The organism is Cuneatibacter caecimuris, assembly GCF_004216775.1.
GTDB lineage: Bacteria > Bacillota > Clostridia > Lachnospirales > Lachnospiraceae > Cuneatibacter > Cuneatibacter caecimuris.
In genome coordinates, this window is record NZ_SGXF01000009.1 from 54,008 (window position 1) to 73,645 (window position 19,638).

Annotated in this window: 20 protein-coding genes and 1 pseudogene; 19 read left to right on the forward strand and 2 right to left on the reverse strand. The window is 47.5% G+C overall.

Features of this window, described 5'->3' with window-relative positions; genetic code table 11:
* The first annotated feature begins 192 nt into the window (after window positions 1-192).
* The 3 genes from EV209_RS15210 to EV209_RS15220 are packed head-to-tail and all read left to right on the forward strand — an operon-like array spanning window position 193 to window position 2,073.
* Entirely contained in the window at window positions 193-990 is a 798-nt protein-coding gene (locus EV209_RS15210; protein WP_130436325.1) for a glycosyltransferase family 2 protein, read from the forward strand.
* Window positions 987-1,679, forward strand: coding sequence for a glycosyltransferase family 2 protein (locus tag EV209_RS15215; protein WP_130436326.1), 693 nt, complete (start codon window positions 987-989; stop codon window positions 1,677-1,679). The genes EV209_RS15210 and EV209_RS15215 overlap by 4 nt, the downstream gene beginning before the upstream one ends.
* Window positions 1,680-1,698: 19 nt before the next feature.
* Window positions 1,699-2,073 (forward strand): DUF2304 domain-containing protein, encoded by a 375-nt coding sequence (locus EV209_RS15220; protein ID WP_130436327.1) that lies wholly within the window; start codon window positions 1,699-1,701, stop codon window positions 2,071-2,073.
* Between the two features lie 638 nt (window positions 2,074-2,711).
* On the opposite strand, the gene EV209_RS15225 is transcribed toward EV209_RS15220, so the two are convergent.
* Entirely contained in the window at window positions 2,712-3,176 is a 465-nt protein-coding gene (locus tag EV209_RS15225) for a signal peptidase II (RefSeq protein WP_130436328.1), read from the reverse strand.
* Window positions 3,177-3,373: 197 nt separating this feature from the next.
* On the opposite strand from EV209_RS15225, the gene EV209_RS15230 reads away from it, so the two are divergent.
* The 9 genes and pseudogenes from EV209_RS15230 (at window position 3,374) to cas6 (ending at window position 12,046) form a co-directional block, all read left to right on the forward strand.
* Window positions 3,374-4,057, forward strand: a complete 684-nt coding sequence (locus tag EV209_RS15230; protein ID WP_130436329.1) for a PspA/IM30 family protein — start codon at window positions 3,374-3,376, stop codon at window positions 4,055-4,057.
* Between the two features lie 15 nt (window positions 4,058-4,072).
* Window positions 4,073-5,035: an SPFH domain-containing protein gene (locus tag EV209_RS15235; protein ID WP_130436330.1), complete on the forward strand. Its 963-nt coding sequence runs from the start codon at window positions 4,073-4,075 to the stop codon at window positions 5,033-5,035.
* A 51-nt stretch (window positions 5,036-5,086) separates the two neighbouring features.
* Window positions 5,087-7,438 carry a DNA helicase PcrA gene (pcrA, locus tag EV209_RS15240; RefSeq protein ID WP_130436331.1) on the forward strand — a complete coding sequence of 784 codons (2,352 nt, stop codon included), beginning with the start codon at window positions 5,087-5,089 and terminating at the stop codon, window positions 7,436-7,438.
* 87 nt (window positions 7,439-7,525) lie between these two features.
* Window positions 7,526-7,789 carry a hypothetical protein gene (locus EV209_RS15245; protein ID WP_330521467.1) on the forward strand — a complete coding sequence of 88 codons (264 nt, stop codon included), beginning with the start codon at window positions 7,526-7,528 and terminating at the stop codon, window positions 7,787-7,789.
* A 222-nt stretch (window positions 7,790-8,011) separates the two neighbouring features.
* A pseudogene (gene rlmD / locus EV209_RS15250) lies at window positions 8,012-9,364 on the forward strand (23S rRNA (uracil(1939)-C(5))-methyltransferase RlmD); the annotation flags it as partial.
* The gene (locus tag EV209_RS17005) at window positions 9,344-9,721 is read left to right on the forward strand and encodes a nucleotidyltransferase family protein (protein ID WP_243647612.1); all 378 of its coding nucleotides are present in this window, start codon (window positions 9,344-9,346) and stop codon (window positions 9,719-9,721) included. The pseudogene rlmD and the gene EV209_RS17005, both read left to right, overlap by 21 nt.
* The gene (locus EV209_RS15255; RefSeq protein ID WP_130436333.1) at window positions 9,708-10,115 is read left to right on the forward strand and encodes an HI0074 family nucleotidyltransferase substrate-binding subunit; all 408 of its coding nucleotides are present in this window, start codon (window positions 9,708-9,710) and stop codon (window positions 10,113-10,115) included. Before EV209_RS17005 ends, EV209_RS15255 begins: the two co-directional genes overlap by 14 nt.
* A gap of 85 nt (window positions 10,116-10,200) precedes the next feature.
* Window positions 10,201-10,782 carry a methyltransferase family protein gene (locus EV209_RS15260; protein WP_130436334.1) on the forward strand — a complete coding sequence of 194 codons (582 nt, stop codon included), beginning with the start codon at window positions 10,201-10,203 and terminating at the stop codon, window positions 10,780-10,782.
* A gap of 367 nt (window positions 10,783-11,149) precedes the next feature.
* Window positions 11,150-12,046 (forward strand): CRISPR system precrRNA processing endoribonuclease RAMP protein Cas6, encoded by an 897-nt coding sequence (cas6, locus tag EV209_RS15265; RefSeq protein WP_243647609.1) that lies wholly within the window; start codon window positions 11,150-11,152, stop codon window positions 12,044-12,046.
* 54 nt (window positions 12,047-12,100) lie between these two features.
* On the opposite strand, the gene EV209_RS15270 is transcribed toward cas6, so the two are convergent.
* Complete coding sequence (locus EV209_RS15270) at window positions 12,101-12,814, reverse strand: SDR family oxidoreductase (protein WP_130436336.1); 714 nt, start codon at window positions 12,812-12,814, stop codon at window positions 12,101-12,103.
* Window positions 12,815-13,021: 207 nt separating this feature from the next.
* On the opposite strand from EV209_RS15270, the gene EV209_RS15275 reads away from it, so the two are divergent.
* The 7 genes from EV209_RS15275 to EV209_RS15305 all read left to right on the forward strand — a co-directional run bounded on the left by EV209_RS15275 (window position 13,022) and on the right by EV209_RS15305 (window position 19,627).
* Window positions 13,022-13,768: an alpha/beta fold hydrolase gene (locus EV209_RS15275; RefSeq protein WP_130436337.1), complete on the forward strand. Its 747-nt coding sequence runs from the start codon at window positions 13,022-13,024 to the stop codon at window positions 13,766-13,768.
* A 14-nt stretch (window positions 13,769-13,782) separates the two neighbouring features.
* On the forward strand, window positions 13,783-14,316 hold the full coding sequence (locus tag EV209_RS15280; RefSeq protein ID WP_130436338.1) for a methyltransferase family protein: 534 nt from the start codon (window positions 13,783-13,785) through the stop codon (window positions 14,314-14,316).
* Window positions 14,317-14,485: 169 nt separating this feature from the next.
* Entirely contained in the window at window positions 14,486-15,904 is a 1,419-nt protein-coding gene (locus tag EV209_RS15285; protein ID WP_130436339.1) for an arabinose isomerase, read from the forward strand.
* 429 nt (window positions 15,905-16,333) lie between these two features.
* Window positions 16,334-17,155 (forward strand): MerR family transcriptional regulator, encoded by an 822-nt coding sequence (locus tag EV209_RS15290; RefSeq protein WP_130436340.1) that lies wholly within the window; start codon window positions 16,334-16,336, stop codon window positions 17,153-17,155.
* 154 nt (window positions 17,156-17,309) lie between these two features.
* Entirely contained in the window at window positions 17,310-18,197 is an 888-nt protein-coding gene (locus EV209_RS16900) for a GNAT family N-acetyltransferase (protein ID WP_330521477.1), read from the forward strand.
* Complete coding sequence (locus EV209_RS16905) at window positions 18,169-19,200, forward strand: GNAT family N-acetyltransferase (protein WP_330521479.1); 1,032 nt, start codon at window positions 18,169-18,171, stop codon at window positions 19,198-19,200. Before EV209_RS16900 ends, EV209_RS16905 begins: the two co-directional genes overlap by 29 nt.
* Window positions 19,201-19,252: 52 nt before the next feature.
* Window positions 19,253-19,627, forward strand: a complete 375-nt coding sequence (locus EV209_RS15305) for a DUF3795 domain-containing protein (RefSeq protein ID WP_130436341.1) — start codon at window positions 19,253-19,255, stop codon at window positions 19,625-19,627.
* Window positions 19,628-19,638: the final 11 nt, after the last annotated feature.

A 19,638-nucleotide genomic window follows, 5' to 3' on the forward strand; every position in this document is an offset into this window, starting at 1 on the left:
ACTGCGATGTGAGGAATCACGTCGCTAAAGCAACACGCCATAGGCGGGGAATCCCACGAGCGAGATTTTTTCACATAGGAAACAGCATTCCCCCTGCAGCAAAACCCTCCAGAGGAAGAACAGCTTGACAGCCCGAATGTTTTTATTTATAGTAGAGATATTGAAATTTTGGAAAAAGAGGCAGACAGAATAATGACAGATAAAACAAATCAGCATACATTTGTGATCTGCGCTTATCAGGAGAGCGAGTACCTGGAGGAATGTATCAGGTCTTTGAAAAATCAGACAGTGCGCAGCAAAATACTGCTCGCAACTTCCACGCCGAATCCAATGATTGAAGGTCTGGCGGAAAAATATCATATTCCGGTGGCAGTAAATAAAGGGGAGCATGGGATTGTGCAGGACTGGAATTTCGCATACAGCCAGGTCAGTACACCATATGTGACGATCGCGCATCAGGATGATATTTATATGAAAAAGTATGCGGAAACTGTACTGGCCGCAATGGAAAGGTCAAAGCTCCCGCTGATCGCGTTTTGTGATTACTGCGAACTGCGGGATGGGAAATTTGTATTAAAAAATACACTGCTCCGGGTGAAGCGATTAATGCTGTCGCCGCTGCGGCTGAAAGCCTTTCAGAACCGCATCTGGGTCAGGCGCAGAGTCCTCTCTATGGGATCATGCATCTGTTGTCCATCTGTCACATTTGCCAGAGAAAACCTGCCGGAGGTCATATTCACCACAGGTTTCCGCAGCAATGAGGATTGGGAGGCATGGGAAAGAATATCCAGGCGGAAGGGACAATTTGTATACATTCCCCAGGCGCTGATGGCCCATAGAATTCATTCCGGTTCTGAAACTTCCAATATCATTCAGGATAACCAGCGTTCAGAGGAGGACTATCAGATGTTCCGGAAATTCTGGCCCGGTCCTGTAGCGAAACTGATTACAAAAATTTATTCAACCAGTGAAAAGAGCAATGAACTATGAGTAAAAAATCGAATGTACTGATAATTATTCCGGCCTATAATGAAGAAGAAAATATTGTGCGGGTGGTGCGGGGGCTGGAAGAGACCTGCCCGGATTATGATTATGTGGTGGTAAACGACGGGTCCTCAGACCATACTGCCCAGCTCTGCCGGGAAAACGGTTTTAGCCTTCTGGATCTTCCGGTGAACCTGGGGTTGACAGGAGCGATCCAGGCAGGGTTTTTGTATGCCTATCAGCAGGGATATGATGCTGCGCTTCAGTTTGACGCGGATGGGCAGCACCTGGCCCAGTATGTGGACAGCCTGGTGCAGGAACTGGACAAGGGGCTGGATGTGGTGATCGGTTCCCGGTTTGTGACGCAGAAGAAGAACAAGAGCCTGCGGATGCTGGGAAGCAGCATTATTTCAGCCTGCATTTTTCTGGTGTCCCGGGTCAGGATAAAAGACCCCACTTCGGGCATGAGAGTGTTCAGCCGGGCTACTATCGAGAAATTTGTCCATAACTTCAATTTTGGACCGGAACCGGATACGATTTCTTATCTGATCAAGACAGGGGCCAGGGTTTCCGAGGTGCAGGTGGAGATGGCGGAGCGGATTGCGGGAGAGAGCTATCTGAATCCCTGGAAGTCCATGGGATATATGCTGCGAATGGCAATCTCCATTATTTTCATACAGGCATTCCGGAAGTGAAAAAAGAGAGGAAAAACAAATGAGTGTAGTGCTGAGAATCATCTTAATTTTAGGTTCTGTTGCTTTCGCAGGGTATGTGTTGGGTAAGATCAGACATTCCAAGATGCGTATTGAAGATTCCATTTTCTGGATTCTGTTTTCTCTGATTATCTTCTGCTTCGGACTTTTCCCAGGGCTGCCCACGCTCTGCGCCGAGCTCATCGGCATTCAGTCGCCGGTAAACTTCGTATACCTGTTTATTCTGCTGCTGATTATTGTGAAATGCCTGGGACTGAGCCTGAAACTGTCCAAAACAGAAGCGACTTTGTTCCGGCTGGTACAGAAAGAAGCGATAGACGAGGCGGTAAAAGAACAGGAGAAGATGGGGAAAGAACACAAAGAGGATGATATTTAAATTTTTTACAATTTAAAAATAGAGGCGAATACAGTCAAATCATTTTACCGTGGTATTTTTGACTACCTTACTGAAAACGATATTGGATTTGAACAACTGATTCCATTTAAAACTGGAAGTAAACGATATTTACAAAATAAAGACGGTAAACATATCAATGGAAAAGCATTTTTTGCTCCTATAATTTTTGATGGATATTACATTGAAACTCATAAAAGCAAAAATGGAGCTAAGTCTGATATGATTAAATTTCTTAAAGAATTAAATTTAGAAGTAGAATCTTGTTGAATGAGAAAACCTATATTTAAGCCACTTTACGGCGATATCTGTTAACCTTTATCAGGACATATAAGACGTTTGCTCCGACTCCCAGAATAAAAATGATACAAAAAAGCTGCCGCGGGAACGATTGAAAAATCTTCACAAAGCAGCTTTCTTTTTCACCCAATTACGATTTTGCACTTCTGCTTTTGCGCTGCAAAAAAACAAGAAACTCTCCCAAACAGCCAGGCCAGAAAGCCCCAGGCAGAGAGACGGCAGAAAAAACGGAGGAGGCTATTTGCCGTAAGGCATCGAGCCTCCGGAGTTTTCTCTGCCGTCTCCCCGCGACTCCCTTCAGAGCCAATATGCAGTAAAAATCACTTCCCCTTCTTTCCATTCCGGAATTCCGTAATAAACAACAAAAAAGTACCAGCAAATATGCAGAGGTCAGACAAGTTAAACACGATCTTTTTCAGCTTTTTCCAACAGACAGTCAAATAATCCACCACATAACCCTGGCGCCAGCGGTCATACACATTGCTGGCGGCTCCCCCCAGCAGAAGGGCTGCGCCCAGCCGGCGGGCTTTTCCCACTTTTTTCCTGAAAAGAGTGGGAAAATAAAAAATCAGGGATATCATAAAAATAATTCCGGAGATCCAGGCAGGAAGTTCCGGATTCTCATCTAAATGGTTCATAACAAGTCCATAATTCCTGGCGGTCTGTACCCGCACCCGTCCGTGAAACAATTCCTTCGGCCCGCTTTTTTTCCAGGGCCGGTCCAACGCGCTTTTGATGAAAAGCTCCCCAACAAAAATAGAAACTGCAATAATCAGAAATCCCATATGAAACCTCCTGTTCCGCAACCAAGTATTAAGATTAATTTTATCACAATATTTACGGAATATCCACCATATACAAAAGAAGTTTGGGGAAATGTTTTAAGGCACATTTATTTTAGGTGACAATCCCTGAGAAATATATTATAATAGACGAAACATGAAGTTGACCATCAACCCACAATTAAAGGAGGATATTTCAAATGGGAATAATTCAGAGATTTGCGGACATTATGTCAGCTAATATTAACGCGCTGCTGGACCGTGCGGAGGACCCGGCAAAAATGATCGACCAGTATCTGCGCAACCTGGAATCCGATCTGGGCAAAGTGAAAGCTGAAACTGCTTCCGTGATGGCGGATGCGACCAGAGCCAAGAGAGAGCTGGACGAATGTTCTGCTGAAGTGGCCAAGATGCAGAGCTATGCGGAAAAGGCGATTGTAGCCGGGAATGAAGCTGATGCGAAACAGTTTTTGATGAAGAAGAACCAGCTGGTTCAGAAACAGGCGGCCTTGCAGCAGGCCAGCGATATTGCACAGGCCAATGCTGTGAAGATGCGCCAGATGCACGATAAACTGGTAAACGATATCTCTTCATTGAATGCCCGCAGGGATACCATTAAGGCAAAAGTGGCCGCGGCAAAAGCACAGGAGAAGATCAACCAGATCGGTTCCAGCGTCAGCGGCGCTGCGGACAGTTTGTCAGCTTTCGACAGAATGGAAGCCAAAGCGGAAAAAATGCTGGATCAGGCCAACGCGATGGCAGAGCTGAATAATTCTTCTTCTGCGGACCCGGTGGAGGATCTGGCAGCGAAATATGACGCAGCGCCGGATTCTGATGTGGATGCGGAGCTGGCGGCATTGAAGGCTAAGATGGGCCTGCAGTAATACGGAGGAAGTAAAATGGGATTATTTGGCGGCCAGCTGTCCAATGTAGTGGAATGGCAGGAACAGCGGGATGACGTGATTTTTTGGAAATGGCATAATGACGAGATCAAGCGGGGCAGCAAGCTGATCATCCGCCCCGGCCAGGACGCGATCTTCATGTTCAATGGAAAGATCGAAGGCGTATTTACCGATGAAGGCAGTTTTGATATCGAATCGGAAATCGTGCCGTTTTTATCTACACTGAAAGGGTTTAAATTTGGTTTTAATTCCGGCATGCGGGCAGAGGTCCTGTTTATCAATACAAGAGAGTTTACTGTAAAATGGGGCACGAAAAATGCCATCAGCCTTCAGGCTCCGGGACTTCCCGGAGGCATGCCTGTGCGCGCTTTCGGCAACTTTCAGTTCAAGGTAGCAGACTATCAGGCTCTGATCGACAAGATTGCCGGGATAAAAGATGATTACCGGGTAGCGGATGTGCAGACCCGGGTGCTTTCTGTAGTGGACCAGTTGCTGATGAAGTGGATTTCCCGGGAAGGAAAGGACATTTTCAACCTGCAGGCAAATGCGGCGGAGATTTCCGGCGGTATCTGTACGGATCTGGATATGCAGATGCAGCTGTTGGGCATTGGGATCACCGGATTCCAGATCCAGAGCGTTTCCTATCCGGAAGAAGTTCAGGAAATGCAGAAGAAAGCGGCCGCACAGTCCATGATGGGCGATTTGGGCCGGTATCAGCAGATGGCTATGGCGGATGCGCTGACAAAGCCCGGCGGAAATGCTGCGGGGCAGACTGCGGCGTCCATGGCCGGAATGCAGATGGGCATGATGATGGGGCACCAGATGGCGGAACAGATGGCCGGACAGACAAAACAGGGACAGAGCGCCGCCGCCGGAGCAGGGCCGAAATTCTGTCCCAACTGCGGTACGCCTGTAAACGGAGCGAAATTCTGTTCCAACTGCGGGCAGAAATTGATTTAAGTGTAGCATTGCCGCAGAATGCGGTAAAAGACAGGAAAACAGGAGAGCAGGATGAGCATTTACGATACCCTGAACCCCGTGCAGCAGGAGGCCGTCTTTCATACAGATGGCCCCCTGCTGATTTTAGCGGGCGCAGGTTCTGGCAAAACCAGAGTGCTGACACACAGAATTGCGTATTTAATTGAGGAAAAGGGTGTAAATCCATGGAATATTATGGCCATCACCTTTACGAATAAAGCTGCGGATGAAATGCGGGAGAGAGTGGATAAACTGGTAGGCTTCGGATCAGAGAGTATCTGGGTGGCCACCTTCCATTCCACCTGTGTGCGTATTTTGCGCAGGCACATTGATTTTCTGGGATATGATACCAATTTTACAATCTATGATTCCGACGATCAAAAGACGCTGATGCGCCAGGTCCTGAAAAAGCTGGACCTGGACCCCAAGATGTATAAAGACCGGGCTATGGTTTCGGCGGTAAGCGCGGCGAAAAATGATATGATCTCACCGGAAGAAATGATGCGCAGGGCGCAGCGGACCGAGGAGTACCGCCAGATCACAGTGGCAAAGATCTATGCGGAATACCAAAAGCAGCTGAAGAGCAATAACGCGCTGGATTTTGATGACCTTCTGGTGAAGACGGTGGAGCTGTTCCGGGAAAACGGAGAGGTGCTGGAATATTACCAGAATCGTTTCCGGTATATCATGGTGGATGAGTACCAGGATACCAATACAGTACAGTTTCAGTTCATCCAGCTTCTTGCGCGCAAATATCAGAATCTCTGTGTGGTCGGAGACGACGATCAGTCCATCTATAAATTCCGGGGAGCGAATATCTCCAATATACTGAACTTTGAACAGGAGTTTCCGGACACCCGGGTGATCAAGCTGGAGCAGAATTACCGCTCCACCCAGAATATTCTGGATGCTGCCAATGAGGTGATCCGGCACAATAAAGGGAGAAAAGAGAAAAAGCTGTGGACGGATCACGGCGCGGGGGAATTGGTTAAGTTCCGCCAGTTCGATAATGGGTATGACGAGGCCGAGGCGGTGGTCATGGATGTGCTGAAGCTGGTGAACGCAGGGGAATGCAGCTATAAGGACTGCGCTGTGCTTTACCGCACAAATGCCCAGTCCCGCGCATTTGAAGAAGCCTGCGTATCCCACAACGTTCCCTACCGGCTGATCGGCGGCGTAAATTTCTATCAGAGACAGGAGATCAAGGATATCCTGGCTTATCTGAAAACCATCGATAACGGTGCGGACGACCTTGCAGTGCAGCGGATTCTGAATGTGCCTAAGCGGGGAATCGGACAAACTTCTGTGGGGCGTGTGACGGCCTATGCGGATGAACATGAACTCAGTTTTTTTGATGCTCTGCAGGCAGCGGAGCAGATCGCATCTTTGGGGAAGGCAGCCGGAAAAATCCGTTCTTTTGTTAATACAATCATGGTGTTCCGGGCGCAGGCAGATTATCTGCCGGTGCATGAGTTGATTGAATCTGTGCTGGAAACCAGCGGCTATCTGGAAGAGCTGGAGGCCAACGAAGAGGAAGAAAAGGCATTGCAGCGCAGGGAGAATCTGGAGGAGCTGATCAGTAAAGCGGCTGATTATGAGGACAGCGCGGAGGCCCCCACTCTCAGCGGTTTTCTGGAAGAAGTGGCTCTGGTGGCAGATATTGACAGCCTGGATCAGAACGCGGACAGGATGATTCTGATGACTTTGCACGGCGCAAAAGGGCTGGAATTCCCCAGGGTATATCTGTGCGGCCTGGAGGACGGACTGTTCCCCAGCTATATGTCCATTGAATCAGACGATGCTTCTGATCTGGAAGAAGAACGGAGACTCTGCTATGTGGGCATCACCAGAGCTATGGAACACCTGACGCTGACAGCGGCCCGGCTGCGGACTGTGCGGGGAGAGACCAGATATAATATGGTTTCCAGATTCTTACAGGAAATTCCGCCATTGCTTCTGGACCAGAAAGAAAACCTTACATACCGGCAGTGGAGCGGATATCAGGACGGAAAAGAGGAGAAGCGCAGAAAGCAGGAATCTTCTGTATCGTCCTTTGGAGTTGGAAAGGCTGCCGGAGCTGGATTTGGAGGAAGCCCTTCCGAAAGCTTCGGGACAAAAACCTATGGAAAGCCCTCTCCTACAGCCTTTGACCTTCCGAAGAAATCTCCCGTTACACCTGCTTCTTCCATTGGGAAAACCTTTACGGTGCAGAAAATGGATAAATTGGACTATCAGGTAGGGGACCGCGTAAAGCACATAAAATTCGGCCCGGGAACAGTTGAAAGAATTGAGGACGCTAAAAAAGACTTTGAAGTGACCGTGAATTTTGACCGCTGCGGTGTGCGAAGCATGTTTGCCAGCTTCGCTAAGTTGAAAAAAATTTAATTTTTAGGAAATTAGGATAGTAAAATCGGGCATTCTATGATATACTAACCCTAGTTAGATGCAATTTCAGAAAGGATGGGCGGATTTATGAATAAGATTGAGGAAATCATTCAGGCCAGCAAGCTGAGTGAGCTGCTGAACAAAAAGAATGAGGACGAAAAGAAGAAAAATGTTCTGGTGTGGGTGCTGGCAATTGTCGGCGCTGTGGCAGCAGTAGCAGCGATCGCTTATGCAGTATACCGTTTCCTGACTCCTGATTATCTGGAGGATTTTGAGGATGATTTCGAAGACGACTTTGACGACGACTTCTTTGAAGATGAGGAAGAATCAGAGCAGAAAGCAGAAAAGTAATCCAGCAAATCAGAGAGAAAATGTAAGAGAGTGCCTGTTCATCACAGGCTGTGACCGGAGCGCCTGAATAAGGCGCTCTTGTGCGTCATGGTATTGTACGTGGATGGCCGTGTGTTTCGGAAACGGATTTTAAATTATTGATTGAAGTCTCCTGCGGGAGAAAGTACGTTAATGTGTTTTGTATACATAAATATATCAGGTTAAATATAATAAGGGAGCGTTATGAAAAAAGGACAGATTTCAGAAGGCTATGTAGAAAATATTCAGTTTCCTAATAAGGGGATTGTGACAATAGAAGGACAGAGAATAATTATTAAGAATGCTTTGCCGGGACAGAAAATCCGGTTTATGCTGACCAAAAAGCGCAGCGGAACCTGCGAAGGCAAACTGCTGGAAGTGCTGGAGCAGTCGCCATCGGAGAAGAAGAGCGGCGTCTGTCCGCATTTTGGCAGCTGCGGCGGATGCCTGTACCAGAGCCTGCCTTATGAGGAACAGCTGAGAATTAAGGAAAGTCAGGTGAAGGAACTGCTGGACAGTGCAGTCTGCCAGCCTTATGAGTGGGAGGGGATTCTGGGAAGCCCCCGGCCCGAAGCATACCGGAACAAGATGGAATTTTCATTTGGAGATGAAATTAAAGATGGGCCTCTGGCCCTGGGCATGCACAAACGGGGGAGTTTTCATGATATCGTGACTGTGACAGAGTGCAGGATTGTGGATGAAGATTTCCGGAAAATCCTCAGTACCGTGCTGGGATTTTTTCAGCAGAAACAGGTTCCATTTTACAGAAAACTGCAGCATACCGGTGTGCTGCGCCATCTTTTGGTGCGGAAAGCCGTTAAAACCGGCCAGATTCTGGTGGCTCTTGTGGCGTCTACCCAGCAGGATCTGAGCCGGGAGATGGAAGAGCTATGCCGGATTTTGCAGGAGCTTCCCCTGGATGGGGAGATCGTCGGAATTTTGAAAATAGATAATGATTCTTTGGCGGATGTGGTGCAGAGCGACAGGACGCATATCTGTTTCGGCAGGGGTTATATTGAGGAAGAACTGCTGGGACTCCGGTTCCAGATCTCGCCCTTTTCATTTTTCCAGACCAATTCTCTGGGAGCGGAAGTCCTGTATGAGAAAGCCCGCAGCTATGTGGGGGAAACGAAGGACAAGCTGATTTTTGACCTGTACAGCGGAACCGGGACCATTGCCCAGCTCATGGCCCCGGTGGCCAAGAAAGTGATTGGCGTGGAGATTGTGGAGGAAGCAGTGGAGGCGGCCAGGCGGAATGCGGAAGCAAATGGTCTGGATAATTGTGAATTTATTGCAGGGGATGTGCTGAAGGTTGTGGACGAAATTGACGACAGGCCGGACCTGATCGTGCTGGACCCGCCCAGAGACGGCATCCATCCCAAGGCTTTGGAGAAGATCATCGGATATGGGGTGGAAAATTTAGTTTATATCTCATGTAAGCCTACCAGCCTGGTACGGGATCTGGGCAGGCTGCAGGAATGCGGGTACCGGGTGGTGAAGGGGTGCTGCGTGGATATGTTTCCTGGGACCGGGAATGTGGAAACGGTTGTCCTGCTGACCAAAGAGGCTCCCAAAAAAGGAAATTTTATAGGGGAAGTAAGTGGTGAAAAGAGGGATATAGATACAGCTTTTGGAATTCAGCAAAAGGTTCTGGAGGAAATAAACACCTTAGCAGAGAAATATAAAATCGATAAGGTAATTCTTTTTGGTTCGAGAGCCAGAGGGGACTATAAAGAGGTCAGCGATATTGACTTAGCGGTGTCCGGCGGTGATGTTAATGAATTTACGCTTGCTGTTGATGCGGAAACCAGTACACTTTTGGAATATGACGTAGTTAATTTGGACGGCAGTGTGCAGGAAGAGTTAAGAAAAAGCATTGAAAGGGAAGGAAAGATGTTGTATGAAAAAATTTGATAATTTTTGTCTGGCCTTAAAAAACCTGGAAGACATTTACCGTTATGAAGAGCCTTATGATAATGTGATTTTAACAGGTTTGGTAGCATTATATGGGATATGTTTTGAGCAATCTTGGAAGGCCATGAAAGAAATCTTAGAATACAATGGTTTTGAAGAAGGTGCCACAGGATCTCCAAGGCAGATTCTGAAAACAGCCTATAAATCAGGGCTTATCAAGGAAGAAAAGCTGTGGCTGGATGCGCTTGTATGCAGAAATAATGTGGCACATGCCTATAATAAGGAAGTTGCGTTGGATATTGTGAGGGCCTCAAGGGACAAATATTTTAAGATGTTTGAAGACTTGAGGAGAGAAGCAGAGGAAAACTGGGGAATTGCAGATATGTTGGATTGAGATAAAGAAACTGGAATATAATTAAATTTATAAGTGAAAGGCAACGGAGAAACAATTGCCTTAACTACAATGAGGAGAACATTGTATGGTATTTCAGATAATAGGTATTTCTGTTCTGCTGATTTTTTATGGATGCTATTTCCTAAAAATGCTGCATCAGCATAAACAGGGAATCATGACCGATCAAATCGGTAAGGGGAAAACAGGGGTTGTTAAAAAAATTGAGATAACAATGAAGATGGTTACGTTTGTGGTCCCTGCCGCGGAATTCATAAGCATTGTATTAAACATATTTGTGGCTATCTTCCCTTTGAGAATTCTTGGCGCGGTGATCAGTATTGTTGGGGTGCTTGCATTTATCCTTTCTGTGCTGACAATGAGAGACAGCTGGCGCGCAGGCGTATCCAAAACAGATCAAACAGAGCTGATCACAGGGGGAATATATCAAATCAGCAGGAATCCGGCGTTTTTAGGCTTTGATCTCGTGTATATCGGAATGGTAATGATGTTTTTTAATTTACCATTGCTTATTCTTTCTGTTGTGGCGATGATTATATTCCACCTGCAGATTGTAAATGTAGAAGAAGACTTTTTACTGGAAACCTTTGGGGACGACTATATTGACTATAAGAAAAAAGTTTGCCGGTATCTAGGCAGGAAACAGTAACCTTCGAATTTAACTTGTGTATGATGAAAAGAAATAGGAATATGCCAGAAAATACGCAGCAGGTTTATAGAACCCTTTGGACTTCTACGGGCGGCGCGCATTGGCTGGCATTTTTTGTTGTATCATAAAGAAATGTGTACTTTTTTTATGCGTCATATAGTGAATCTGATATACACCAAGCATAGAAAAAGATTGGATAAAATACACATAAAATTTCTATTGCATTCGACAAAACACAACATTGCAAACAAAATGACGGCGTGATATGATTTCTTTATCCAGCAACTGTCAAAATTTTCTGACGGAGAGAAGGGTTTGAGGGCCGTAATGAAAATTGATGATGAGGGGGAGAAACATGTTTGAATTCATGAAAACGTTAACACTGCATGTGTGGTATGAATGCCAGAAAGGCGGGAGGCTTCCTGCCTATTTGGGCTCAACGATACGGGGGATTTTGGGACATTGTATCCATGATTTTTATTGCCGCCAAGGAGATAAAAAGTGCTTTTTGTGCGCAGAGAGAGAAGAATGCAAATATGTTCAGTGTTTCAGCAATACCGGCGGCGAAGCGGGGGCAGTGAATCCGTACACCATATATGTATACGGACAGGGGAAAGAAAAATGGGAAAAAGGGGATTGCTGCGTTTTTGATATCACCTTATTCGGCAGTGGAACTGAGCATGCGGGAGTTTATTTAGACGCGCTGATTGCAGCGGAGGACAGGGGCTGGGGGGCAGAGAGAATTCCCTTCAGGCTTTTGCAGGTCACGGACCGGGATTCTGGACGACTGGTTTATGCAGGAGGAAAAAGCTGGATTCGCAACCTCATTCCCAGGCCGGTCTCTGTAAAAAAACGGGAAGCTGCATATGCCTGCCTTGTTTTTGACACGCCGTTGAGAGTGGTTTCAGGCGGAGAACTGTTTCAGAAACTGCCTTTTCAGCTGGTCATACAGTTTCTGACCAGGAGAATTTCTCTGATGACAGAGAAATACACGAATTATAATCTGGAATGGGACGCGGAGGAGATGATGCGCCAGGCGGCAGAAATCAGGACAGTGGAAGAATCCTGGAAGGAGCTCCCTTTTTCCAGATATTCTGTCAATCAGAAGGACCATAAATTGGTACTTGCCTCCAAAATCGGCTGGGTTCTGTATCGGGGGAATTTGTCCCCGTTTGTGCCTGTTCTGGAAATGGGGCGGTACCTCCGGCTGGGAAAAGGCGCAACGATTGGGTTTGGGCACTATGATATTTCTTATGATAAATAAGGTTGGGGGGGGAAGGATATGAATTAGCAGCAGCTTTGAAAGCGGAGCAAGAAATCATCCTTCCGCCTCCAGCCTCCATCCGCAGTCCCCATGATAAATCATCTGTTTTGTCATGCCGCCGTCAATGCAGATATTTTCTCCTGTAATAAATCCTGCCTTATCCGAGCAGAGGTACATCACCATATTGGCGATATCAAGAGGGTTTCCCACCCGTCCGGCAGGCTGCTGCGAGGCGTCTGACCCTTCATATTCTTTAAAAGAAGTATCAATCCAGCCGGGCGAAATAGAATTGACCCGCACCTTTCCGGACAGGCTGACAGCAAGAGCGTGGGTTAAAGCGGATACGCCGCCTTTGGCTGCAGTATAGCTTTCCGTCTGTGGCTGGCTCATCCGGTCGCGGGAGGATGAAATATTCACAATAGAGGCTCCCGGAGCGAAGTGGGGCAAAAACAGCTTTGTTAAATAAAAAGGCGCGGTAATCCCCACACGCAGGGCGTACTCAAAATCTTCATAAGTGCAGTCCTCGATCCCCCGCATCAGCGGCAGGGCGTTATTGATCAGAAAATCAACATGCCCATAGCCCCCGATTACCTTGCGGGAAAACGCTTCCAGAACAGACTGCTCCGCCACATCGCCCACAAAATAATCATTCGGCAGCTTGTCGATGATACAGACAACAGCGCCGTTTTTCTGAAACTCCTCAGCGATTGTTTTTCCAATTCCCTTTGCGCCGCCGGTCACGACAGCGACTTTCTTTTCAAATTCCATATACCCGCCTCCTGTTTGAAACAATATAGCACAAAATCATAGAAAATGCTATATATTTATCCCCATCCTATGGTATACTGAAGAAAATTAAAGGGAGGTTGCGAAATATGGGAATTTGGATGAATAAGCACTGACAGCAGGGCGTTGGTGTTTGCGGGCCTTGCTGATCAGAAGTCGAAGAACAGATCAATGATTAGGAGGCAGAAGATGTCATATTTTTATTATCAGTCCCAAAAGATTTATTACTCAGAAGCAGGCAGCGGAAAGCCAGTGCTATTTTTGCACGGCAACACAGCGTCTTCCAGGATGTTTGAATTCCTGCGGCCGTTATATGAAGAACAATTCCATGTAATTCTCATGAATTTTTTAGGACATGGAAAATCAGACCGGCTGGAGAAGTTTCCGCCGGATCTCTGGATGGAAGAGGCCAGACAGGCGACAGCCTTATTGGAGCATTTGAATTTGGGCAGGGTGAGCCTTGCAGGGACCAGCGGCGGCGCTTGGGTTGCGCTTAATACCGCGCTGGAACGGCCGGATCTGGTAGAAAAGGTGGTGGCTGACAGCTTTGACGGCAGGACCCTGGCAGAGAGTTTTGTGCAAAATCTTCTTCAGGAGCGGACAAACGCGAAGCAGGATGAGATGGGAGTAGGGTTTTACCAATGGTGCCAGGGAGCGGACTGGGAACGTGTGGTAGATCTGGACACAGAAGCGTTGATCCGGTGTGCAGCAGAAAAACTCCCATTATTTTCAAAGCCCCTGCGTGGCCTGCGGGTCCCGCTTCTGTTGATGGGAAGCGAAGAAGACGAGATGGTGCGGGAGGATTTCCGGGAGGAGTACCGCGCCATTGCGGCGGAAACAGGAGCAGAAGTTATTTTATTTCCCACGGGAAAGCATCCTGCAATCCTTTCGAATGCGGAACAGGCCGCGGAAATCATCTGCAGGTTCCTGAAATAGAGGAGTAGAGCAAAATGAGTGCGTTTCTTTTATTAATTCCATTTTTCCTGATCAGATTTGGACTGCTGGCATTTCTGAATAAGGATTCTGTAACGCGCGCCGCAATGTTTGCTCCGGTAAAAGGGGGTGAGATTCCGGCATACTGGGTGTACCAGGTATCAAACGGGTTCATTCTTGTTTCCCTGTGCTTTCAGAAAATTGTGATTGATTTTTCCTGGTTTTTTTATGCGGGAATCATCAGTTATGCGGTGGGGCTGGCTCTTTGTACGGGGGCCGTGATTAACTTTGCCGTGCCCCGCAGTAAAAAATTCCACGATAACGGGCTGTACCGGTATTCCAGAAACCCCATGTATTTGGCTTATTTCATCTTTTTTGCAGGCTGCGCCCTGTTGGTCAGGTCAGCTGTATTGGGCGTTTTTGTCCTGTTGTTCATTGTTTCTTCTCATTGGATTATTCTATCAGAGGAGAGATGGTGTATCATGGAATTTGGAGATGAGTACAGAGAATATATGAAAAAGGTGAGGCGTTACATAGGGATGGTTCCGTGAGGGCCCGGCGTGAAGAAGATGTATCAGATTTAATGCGAAAAGGAATTATTTTTTGTAACATATTGACCGGAAGTTGTGTTAGGTATTATAATAAAAAATACCATGGACAGAAAAAGGATTCAGTAAAAATCAAAAATTATGCGTATGGTAACGAAAGGAGTAAGAAATTATGTTAGTTAACACAAAAGCAAGAATTGGAGTATTTTCCATCGCCCTGGGAGCGTATCTTCCCCAGTTCCCGTCGCTGGTGCCTGAATTTGAAGCGCAGTATGACGCGTTTAAGAAATCGCTGCCGGACACTGTGGAAATTATTGACGGCGGAATGGTGACCACGAAGGAACAGTCCCAGGCAGCCGGAGATTTATTCCGCAGCGCGGACGTGGATCTGGTATTCCTGCAGCTGCTGACCTACGCCACCTCCTATAATATGCTTCCCGCAGTGAAAGACCTGGACGTGCCTGTGGTCCTTGTCAACCTCCAGAAACTGAAAGCTCTGGATTATGACCATACGGATATCGCTTCCTGGCTGGGTGAAGGTTATGCCTGCGGCGCTGTAGGCGAAATGGTTGCGGATCTTGAGCGGTATGGAAAACGGCACGCTGTGATTACCGGGGTGGTGGAAGGCGGAGATCCCGGCGTTCAGACAGAGCTGGAACAGTGGTGCCGTGCAGCCCAGACCAGAAGGAGATTCCGCGATACCAACATTGCCCAGATCGGAAGACCATATCCTGGCATGATGGATCTCTATATCGATGAATCCAATCTTTACAGAAGAATGCATTTGTATACCAAGCAGTTTGACTGGGAGAAGATGTGGGCGATTGCCGACGAGATTACGGACGAGGAAGCGATCCGCGCCAAGGCTCAGGATATTCTGGATACCTTCGAGATTGAGGGCGGCGGCAGCATTGAAGAAGTATGGGAAATGGCAAAGTATGTGGTAGCTTTTGAGAAATGGGTGGAAGATGAAAAGCTTGGCCTGATCGCTTCCCACTATGACGGATTTGCCACAGGCAAGGCCGGCGTTCTTGACAGCATGCTGATTCCCGCGTTTTCAATGCTGATCAAGCAGGGAACTGCCTGCGCGGTAGAAGGCGATATGAAAGTGGCTATGGCGATGAGTATTTTAAAGACTATCTCAGGAACCGGGCAGCTTGCGGAGATGTATTCCATCGACTTCAATGACGATATCGCTATCATCGGCCACAGCGGTTCCGGCGACGCGGATATTTCCGATAAAAAGCCTACCATGAAAATCGTTAAAGTATTCCACGGAAAAACAGGCGGCGGCTATCTGACGCAGTTCTATCCCTATACAGGGCCTGTTACATATCTGGCCATTACCCAGGACGGCGACGGCCACTTTAAGTTCATCGTGGCAGAAGGAGTGAATGAGGAAGGAAAAATCCTTTCCTTCGGGGATACCAATATGAGGACCCGCTTTACCTGCGGTGCAAGGGAGTTTGTGAACCGCTGGAGTGAATGCGGCCCCACCCATCACTTCGCAGCGGCGACGGGAAGGCATATTGACACCATTCTGAAGGTCGCGAAGATTTTCAATGTTCCGGTGGACATTGTAACCAGATAAGTAAGATCATAATGAAATAGATGCGGTAAAACAGCAGGTACCGGGAGTGAACAGAGTATTCTACTCACTTCTTCCCGGTACCTGTTGTAATTTTTGTTGTATAGGAAACTGCGTTCCCTATGCAACAAAACCCTCCGGGGGATCGCACTGCGCGCTAAGGAAATATGGCCGCTAAAGCGACCGCGCTCCGGCGGGAGAGTCCGGCGAGCCGGACTCTTTATTATTGTATAGGAAACTGCGTTCCCTATGCAACAAAACCCTCCGGGGGATCGCACTGCGGCGTAAGGAATCACGTCGCTAAAGCGACACGCCGCAGGCGGGGAATCCCGCCAACGGGATTCTTTTTCAAAACAGGGGTTGACTCTCACACTGTGGTATACTCTAAACTATAGTTGAGCTCAGAAATACACATATATGTGAGGTAGAACAATGTTAAAAATAGGAGATTTTTCAAAGCTGTCCAGAATCAGCATCCGCATGCTGCGCCATTACGATGAGATCGGAATCCTCCGCCCCAAATGTGTGGATGATTTTACGGGATACCGCTATTACAGCGAGGCCCAGCTTCCCCTGGCAGGGAGAATACAGGCATTAAAAAGCCTGGGATTCGGGCTTTCGGTGATTAAGGAGATATTGGGCAAGTATGAGGATGCGGAGAAAATGGAAAAGTTTCTGCTGGTGAAGCGGAAGGAACTGGAAGAGGAAGCCTTCGAAACGCGTCAGAGACTGCTGTTTCTGGACAGCACACTGAAATGGCTGAGAAAGGATGGTAATCTTATGGATTACAATGTAGTGCTGAAAACATTGCCGGAGAGATATGTGGCCAGCGTGCGCCAGGTAATTCCTGCGTATGACTGCGAAGGAATGCTGTGGGAGATAATGTGCCGGGAACTGGAGTCCCAGAAGGTGCAGCAGGCAGAGCCGGGTTATGGTTTGGCTGTTTTCCATGATGACGGGCATAAGGAGCATGATCCGGATGTGGAAATTCAGATCAGCGTGGTTGGGAAGTATCAGGATACAGAGCATGTGGTATTTAAAACAGTGCCGCCGGTTGAGATCGCATCCGCCACTTATAAAGGCAGTTATGAGCAGATTTCCAGAGTGAATGCGGCGGTGGCAAATTGGGTGGTGGAAAACGGATATGATTTTGACGGGAAGTCATTCTGCATTTATCATGTGAGCCCCGGCGAAACCTCAGATCCGGAGGAACTGGTTACAGAAGTCTGCTTTCCGGTAAAAAAGAAAGCGTAACAGATGATATAAGGACAGTCAGGAAGCGTCTCGCAGGAGGCGCTTTCTTTTTGGGCACGGATATTATTTTCATTGCTTGACAGTTTGTTTCCTGATATACTGATTTCAGGCAACGAAAAATCAGTCAGGATCCATGTGTCAGAGGGAGAAACAGATGTTGGGAGATATTGTAACAGTTACGGTGGACAGGCCGCTTGGGAGTTTTCATCCTGAATATAAAAATCTGTATTATCCTGTGAATTATGGATATGTGAAAGGGATTGCCGCTCCGGATGGAGAAGAGCAGGACGCTTATATTATCGGAGTGAATAAACCTGTGCAGGAATTTACGGGAAAGCTCATTGCGGTGGTTCACCGCCGGGATGATGTGGAGGAAAAGTGGGTGGTCGCGCCAGAGGGCCTTGTTTTCCATAAAAAAGAGATAGAAGAGCAGATTAAGTTCCAGGAACAATATTTCAGGCCGGAAATCATCGCATTGGGGGATGTGGTATTGGAAACCCGGAGATTGTATCTCAGGGAAATGAATCAGTCGGATTATGGCGCGCTGAGAGGGATGCTTCAGGATGAAGACGTGATGTATGCTTACAATGGGGTGTTTACAGATCAAGAGATCCAGGATTGGCTGGCCAGGCAGATTGACAGATATTATAAGGACGGATTTGGCCTGTGGGCAGTGGTTCTGAAAAAAACAGGGAAAATGATTGGCCAGTGCGGCCTTTCTATACAGCCATGGAAAGACAGAAGGGTTTTGGAGATTGGATATTTGTTTCAAAAAGCCTTTTGGCATAAGGGTTATGCTGCAGAGGCGGCAAAGGTGTGTAAGGAATATGCTTTTACAAAATTAAGCGCTGAAGAAGTATTTTCGATAATCAGGAATACAAACATTGCATCACAAAATGTAGCTTTACGGAATGGTATGACTATGATTGATACCTGGATGAAAAATTACCGGGGAACTGATATGCTTCATATTCTCTATTCTGTAAAACGAACAGGGGAGGGAAAAGACAGAAATGAATCATCAAGGAACGAAAATGATTGAAACAGAGCGCCTGCTGCTCAGGCCGTTTCAAGTGGAGGACACGGTCCCCATGTTACGCAACTGGGCGTCAGATCCGGAAGTGACAAAGTTTCTGACCTGGCAGCCTCACGAAAGCGCTGAGGTGACGGCCCGTGTATTGGAAACCTGGGTTAAGAAATATGATGATCCCAGTTTTTATCTATGGGCTGTTGAATGGAAAGAAATCCGTCAGCCTGTGGGCAGCATCAGCGCGGTGAGGACAGACGACAAGACAGATTCCGCAACCATCGGTTATTGCATCGGACGCGGCTGGTGGGGGAAAGGAATTGTGGCTGAGGCGCTGCAGGCGGTGATGTCATTTTTCTTTGAAGAAGTAGGAGCGAACTGCGTCAATGCCTGCCATGATCCCCAGAACCCGAATTCCGGAAAAGTGATGAGAAAATGTGGAATGACTTATGAGGGAACCTGGAGAGCAGGCGGCGTGAACAATCAGGGCGTCTGCGATGAATCCTGGTATTCCATTTTAAAAAAAGAATACGAAAGCTTCCGAGGACAAAAGGGAGTGGTTCGGCAGGTTACGAATCCAGAGGAGAAGACCGGAATATCCCGGCTGATTCTGGAGGCGCTGCCGGAGTGGTTCGGCATTCCGGAGGCCCGGGAAGAGTACATTCAGGACAGCGCGGATCAGCTATTCTTTGCCGCTTTTCGGGATGACAGTCCGGCGGGCTTTCTCTGCCTGAAGGAAACCGGAAGAGAAACAGTTGAGCTGGCTGTAATGGGCGTTCGGAAGGAATACCACCGCCTGGGGATCGGGAAAGAACTGTTTGCCGCGGCAAAAAACTGCGCTTTCCGGAAGGGATATTCATTTATTCAGGTAAAGACTGTCCAGATGGGACGCTATGAGGAATATGATCAAACAAATATGTTTTACCAAAGCCTGGGATTCAAAGAATTTGAAGTCTTTCCTTCTCTGTGGGGGGAAGAGAACCCGTGCCAGATTTATGTGATGGGGCTGGGGAGATAGGGGGCCAGAGAAAGTGCCTACATTTTAATCAAAAAGAGAGGGAAAATTGCAGATGAAACGAGAAATGGGAATCGCCAGATGCGGGCTGGCATGCTGCCTGTGCTCAGAGAATGACAAATGTGGCGGATGCGCGTCAGACGGATGCCCCGGCACCGCATGGTGTGAAAACCGGAAATGTTCCATAGAAAAGGCTGTGGATGGATGCTATGCCTGTGGGGAATCCTGTTCCAAAGGACTTCTGGGTAAAATTAAGCCCGCAGGTTTCAGGGCTTTTATCCGGCGGTATGGCATGGAAGAGCTGCTGGACTGTCTGGAACGCAATGAGAAAAACGGCGTTGTGTACCACAAAGAAGGAATAATCGGAGACTATGATGGTTTTGAGGATGCAGAAGCACTCATCGCTTTTATCCGGTCGGGAAAAATTTGACAGAAACCTTT

What these genes read in the sequence shown, in the direction of transcription:
- EV209_RS15210 (WP_130436325.1), top strand. Translation starts at nt 193, where the DNA reads ATGACAGATAAAACAAATCAGCATACATTTGTGATCTGCGCTTATCAG.
- EV209_RS15215 (WP_130436326.1), top strand. Translation starts at nt 987, where the DNA reads ATGAGTAAAAAATCGAATGTACTGATAATTATTCCGGCCTATAATGAA.
- EV209_RS15220 (WP_130436327.1), top strand. Translation starts at nt 1,699, where the DNA reads ATGAGTGTAGTGCTGAGAATCATCTTAATTTTAGGTTCTGTTGCTTTC.
- EV209_RS15225 (WP_130436328.1), bottom strand. Translation starts at nt 3,176, where the DNA reads ATGGGATTTCTGATTATTGCAGTTTCTATTTTTGTTGGGGAGCTTTTC.
- EV209_RS15230 (WP_130436329.1), top strand. Translation starts at nt 3,374, where the DNA reads ATGGGAATAATTCAGAGATTTGCGGACATTATGTCAGCTAATATTAAC.
- EV209_RS15235 (WP_130436330.1), top strand. Translation starts at nt 4,073, where the DNA reads ATGGGATTATTTGGCGGCCAGCTGTCCAATGTAGTGGAATGGCAGGAA.
- pcrA (WP_130436331.1), top strand. Translation starts at nt 5,087, where the DNA reads ATGAGCATTTACGATACCCTGAACCCCGTGCAGCAGGAGGCCGTCTTT.
- EV209_RS15245 (WP_330521467.1), top strand. Translation starts at nt 7,526, where the DNA reads ATGAATAAGATTGAGGAAATCATTCAGGCCAGCAAGCTGAGTGAGCTG.
- EV209_RS15255 (WP_130436333.1), top strand. Translation starts at nt 9,708, where the DNA reads ATGAAAAAATTTGATAATTTTTGTCTGGCCTTAAAAAACCTGGAAGAC.
- EV209_RS15260 (WP_130436334.1), top strand. Translation starts at nt 10,201, where the DNA reads ATGGTATTTCAGATAATAGGTATTTCTGTTCTGCTGATTTTTTATGGA.
- cas6 (WP_243647609.1), top strand. Translation starts at nt 11,150, where the DNA reads ATGAAAACGTTAACACTGCATGTGTGGTATGAATGCCAGAAAGGCGGG.
- EV209_RS15270 (WP_130436336.1), bottom strand. Translation starts at nt 12,814, where the DNA reads ATGGAATTTGAAAAGAAAGTCGCTGTCGTGACCGGCGGCGCAAAGGGA.
- EV209_RS15275 (WP_130436337.1), top strand. Translation starts at nt 13,022, where the DNA reads ATGTCATATTTTTATTATCAGTCCCAAAAGATTTATTACTCAGAAGCA.
- EV209_RS15280 (WP_130436338.1), top strand. Translation starts at nt 13,783, where the DNA reads ATGAGTGCGTTTCTTTTATTAATTCCATTTTTCCTGATCAGATTTGGA.
- EV209_RS15285 (WP_130436339.1), top strand. Translation starts at nt 14,486, where the DNA reads ATGTTAGTTAACACAAAAGCAAGAATTGGAGTATTTTCCATCGCCCTG.
- EV209_RS15290 (WP_130436340.1), top strand. Translation starts at nt 16,334, where the DNA reads ATGTTAAAAATAGGAGATTTTTCAAAGCTGTCCAGAATCAGCATCCGC.
- EV209_RS16900 (WP_330521477.1), top strand. Translation starts at nt 17,310, where the DNA reads ATGTTGGGAGATATTGTAACAGTTACGGTGGACAGGCCGCTTGGGAGT.
- EV209_RS16905 (WP_330521479.1), top strand. Translation starts at nt 18,169, where the DNA reads ATGAATCATCAAGGAACGAAAATGATTGAAACAGAGCGCCTGCTGCTC.
- EV209_RS15305 (WP_130436341.1), top strand. Translation starts at nt 19,253, where the DNA reads ATGAAACGAGAAATGGGAATCGCCAGATGCGGGCTGGCATGCTGCCTG.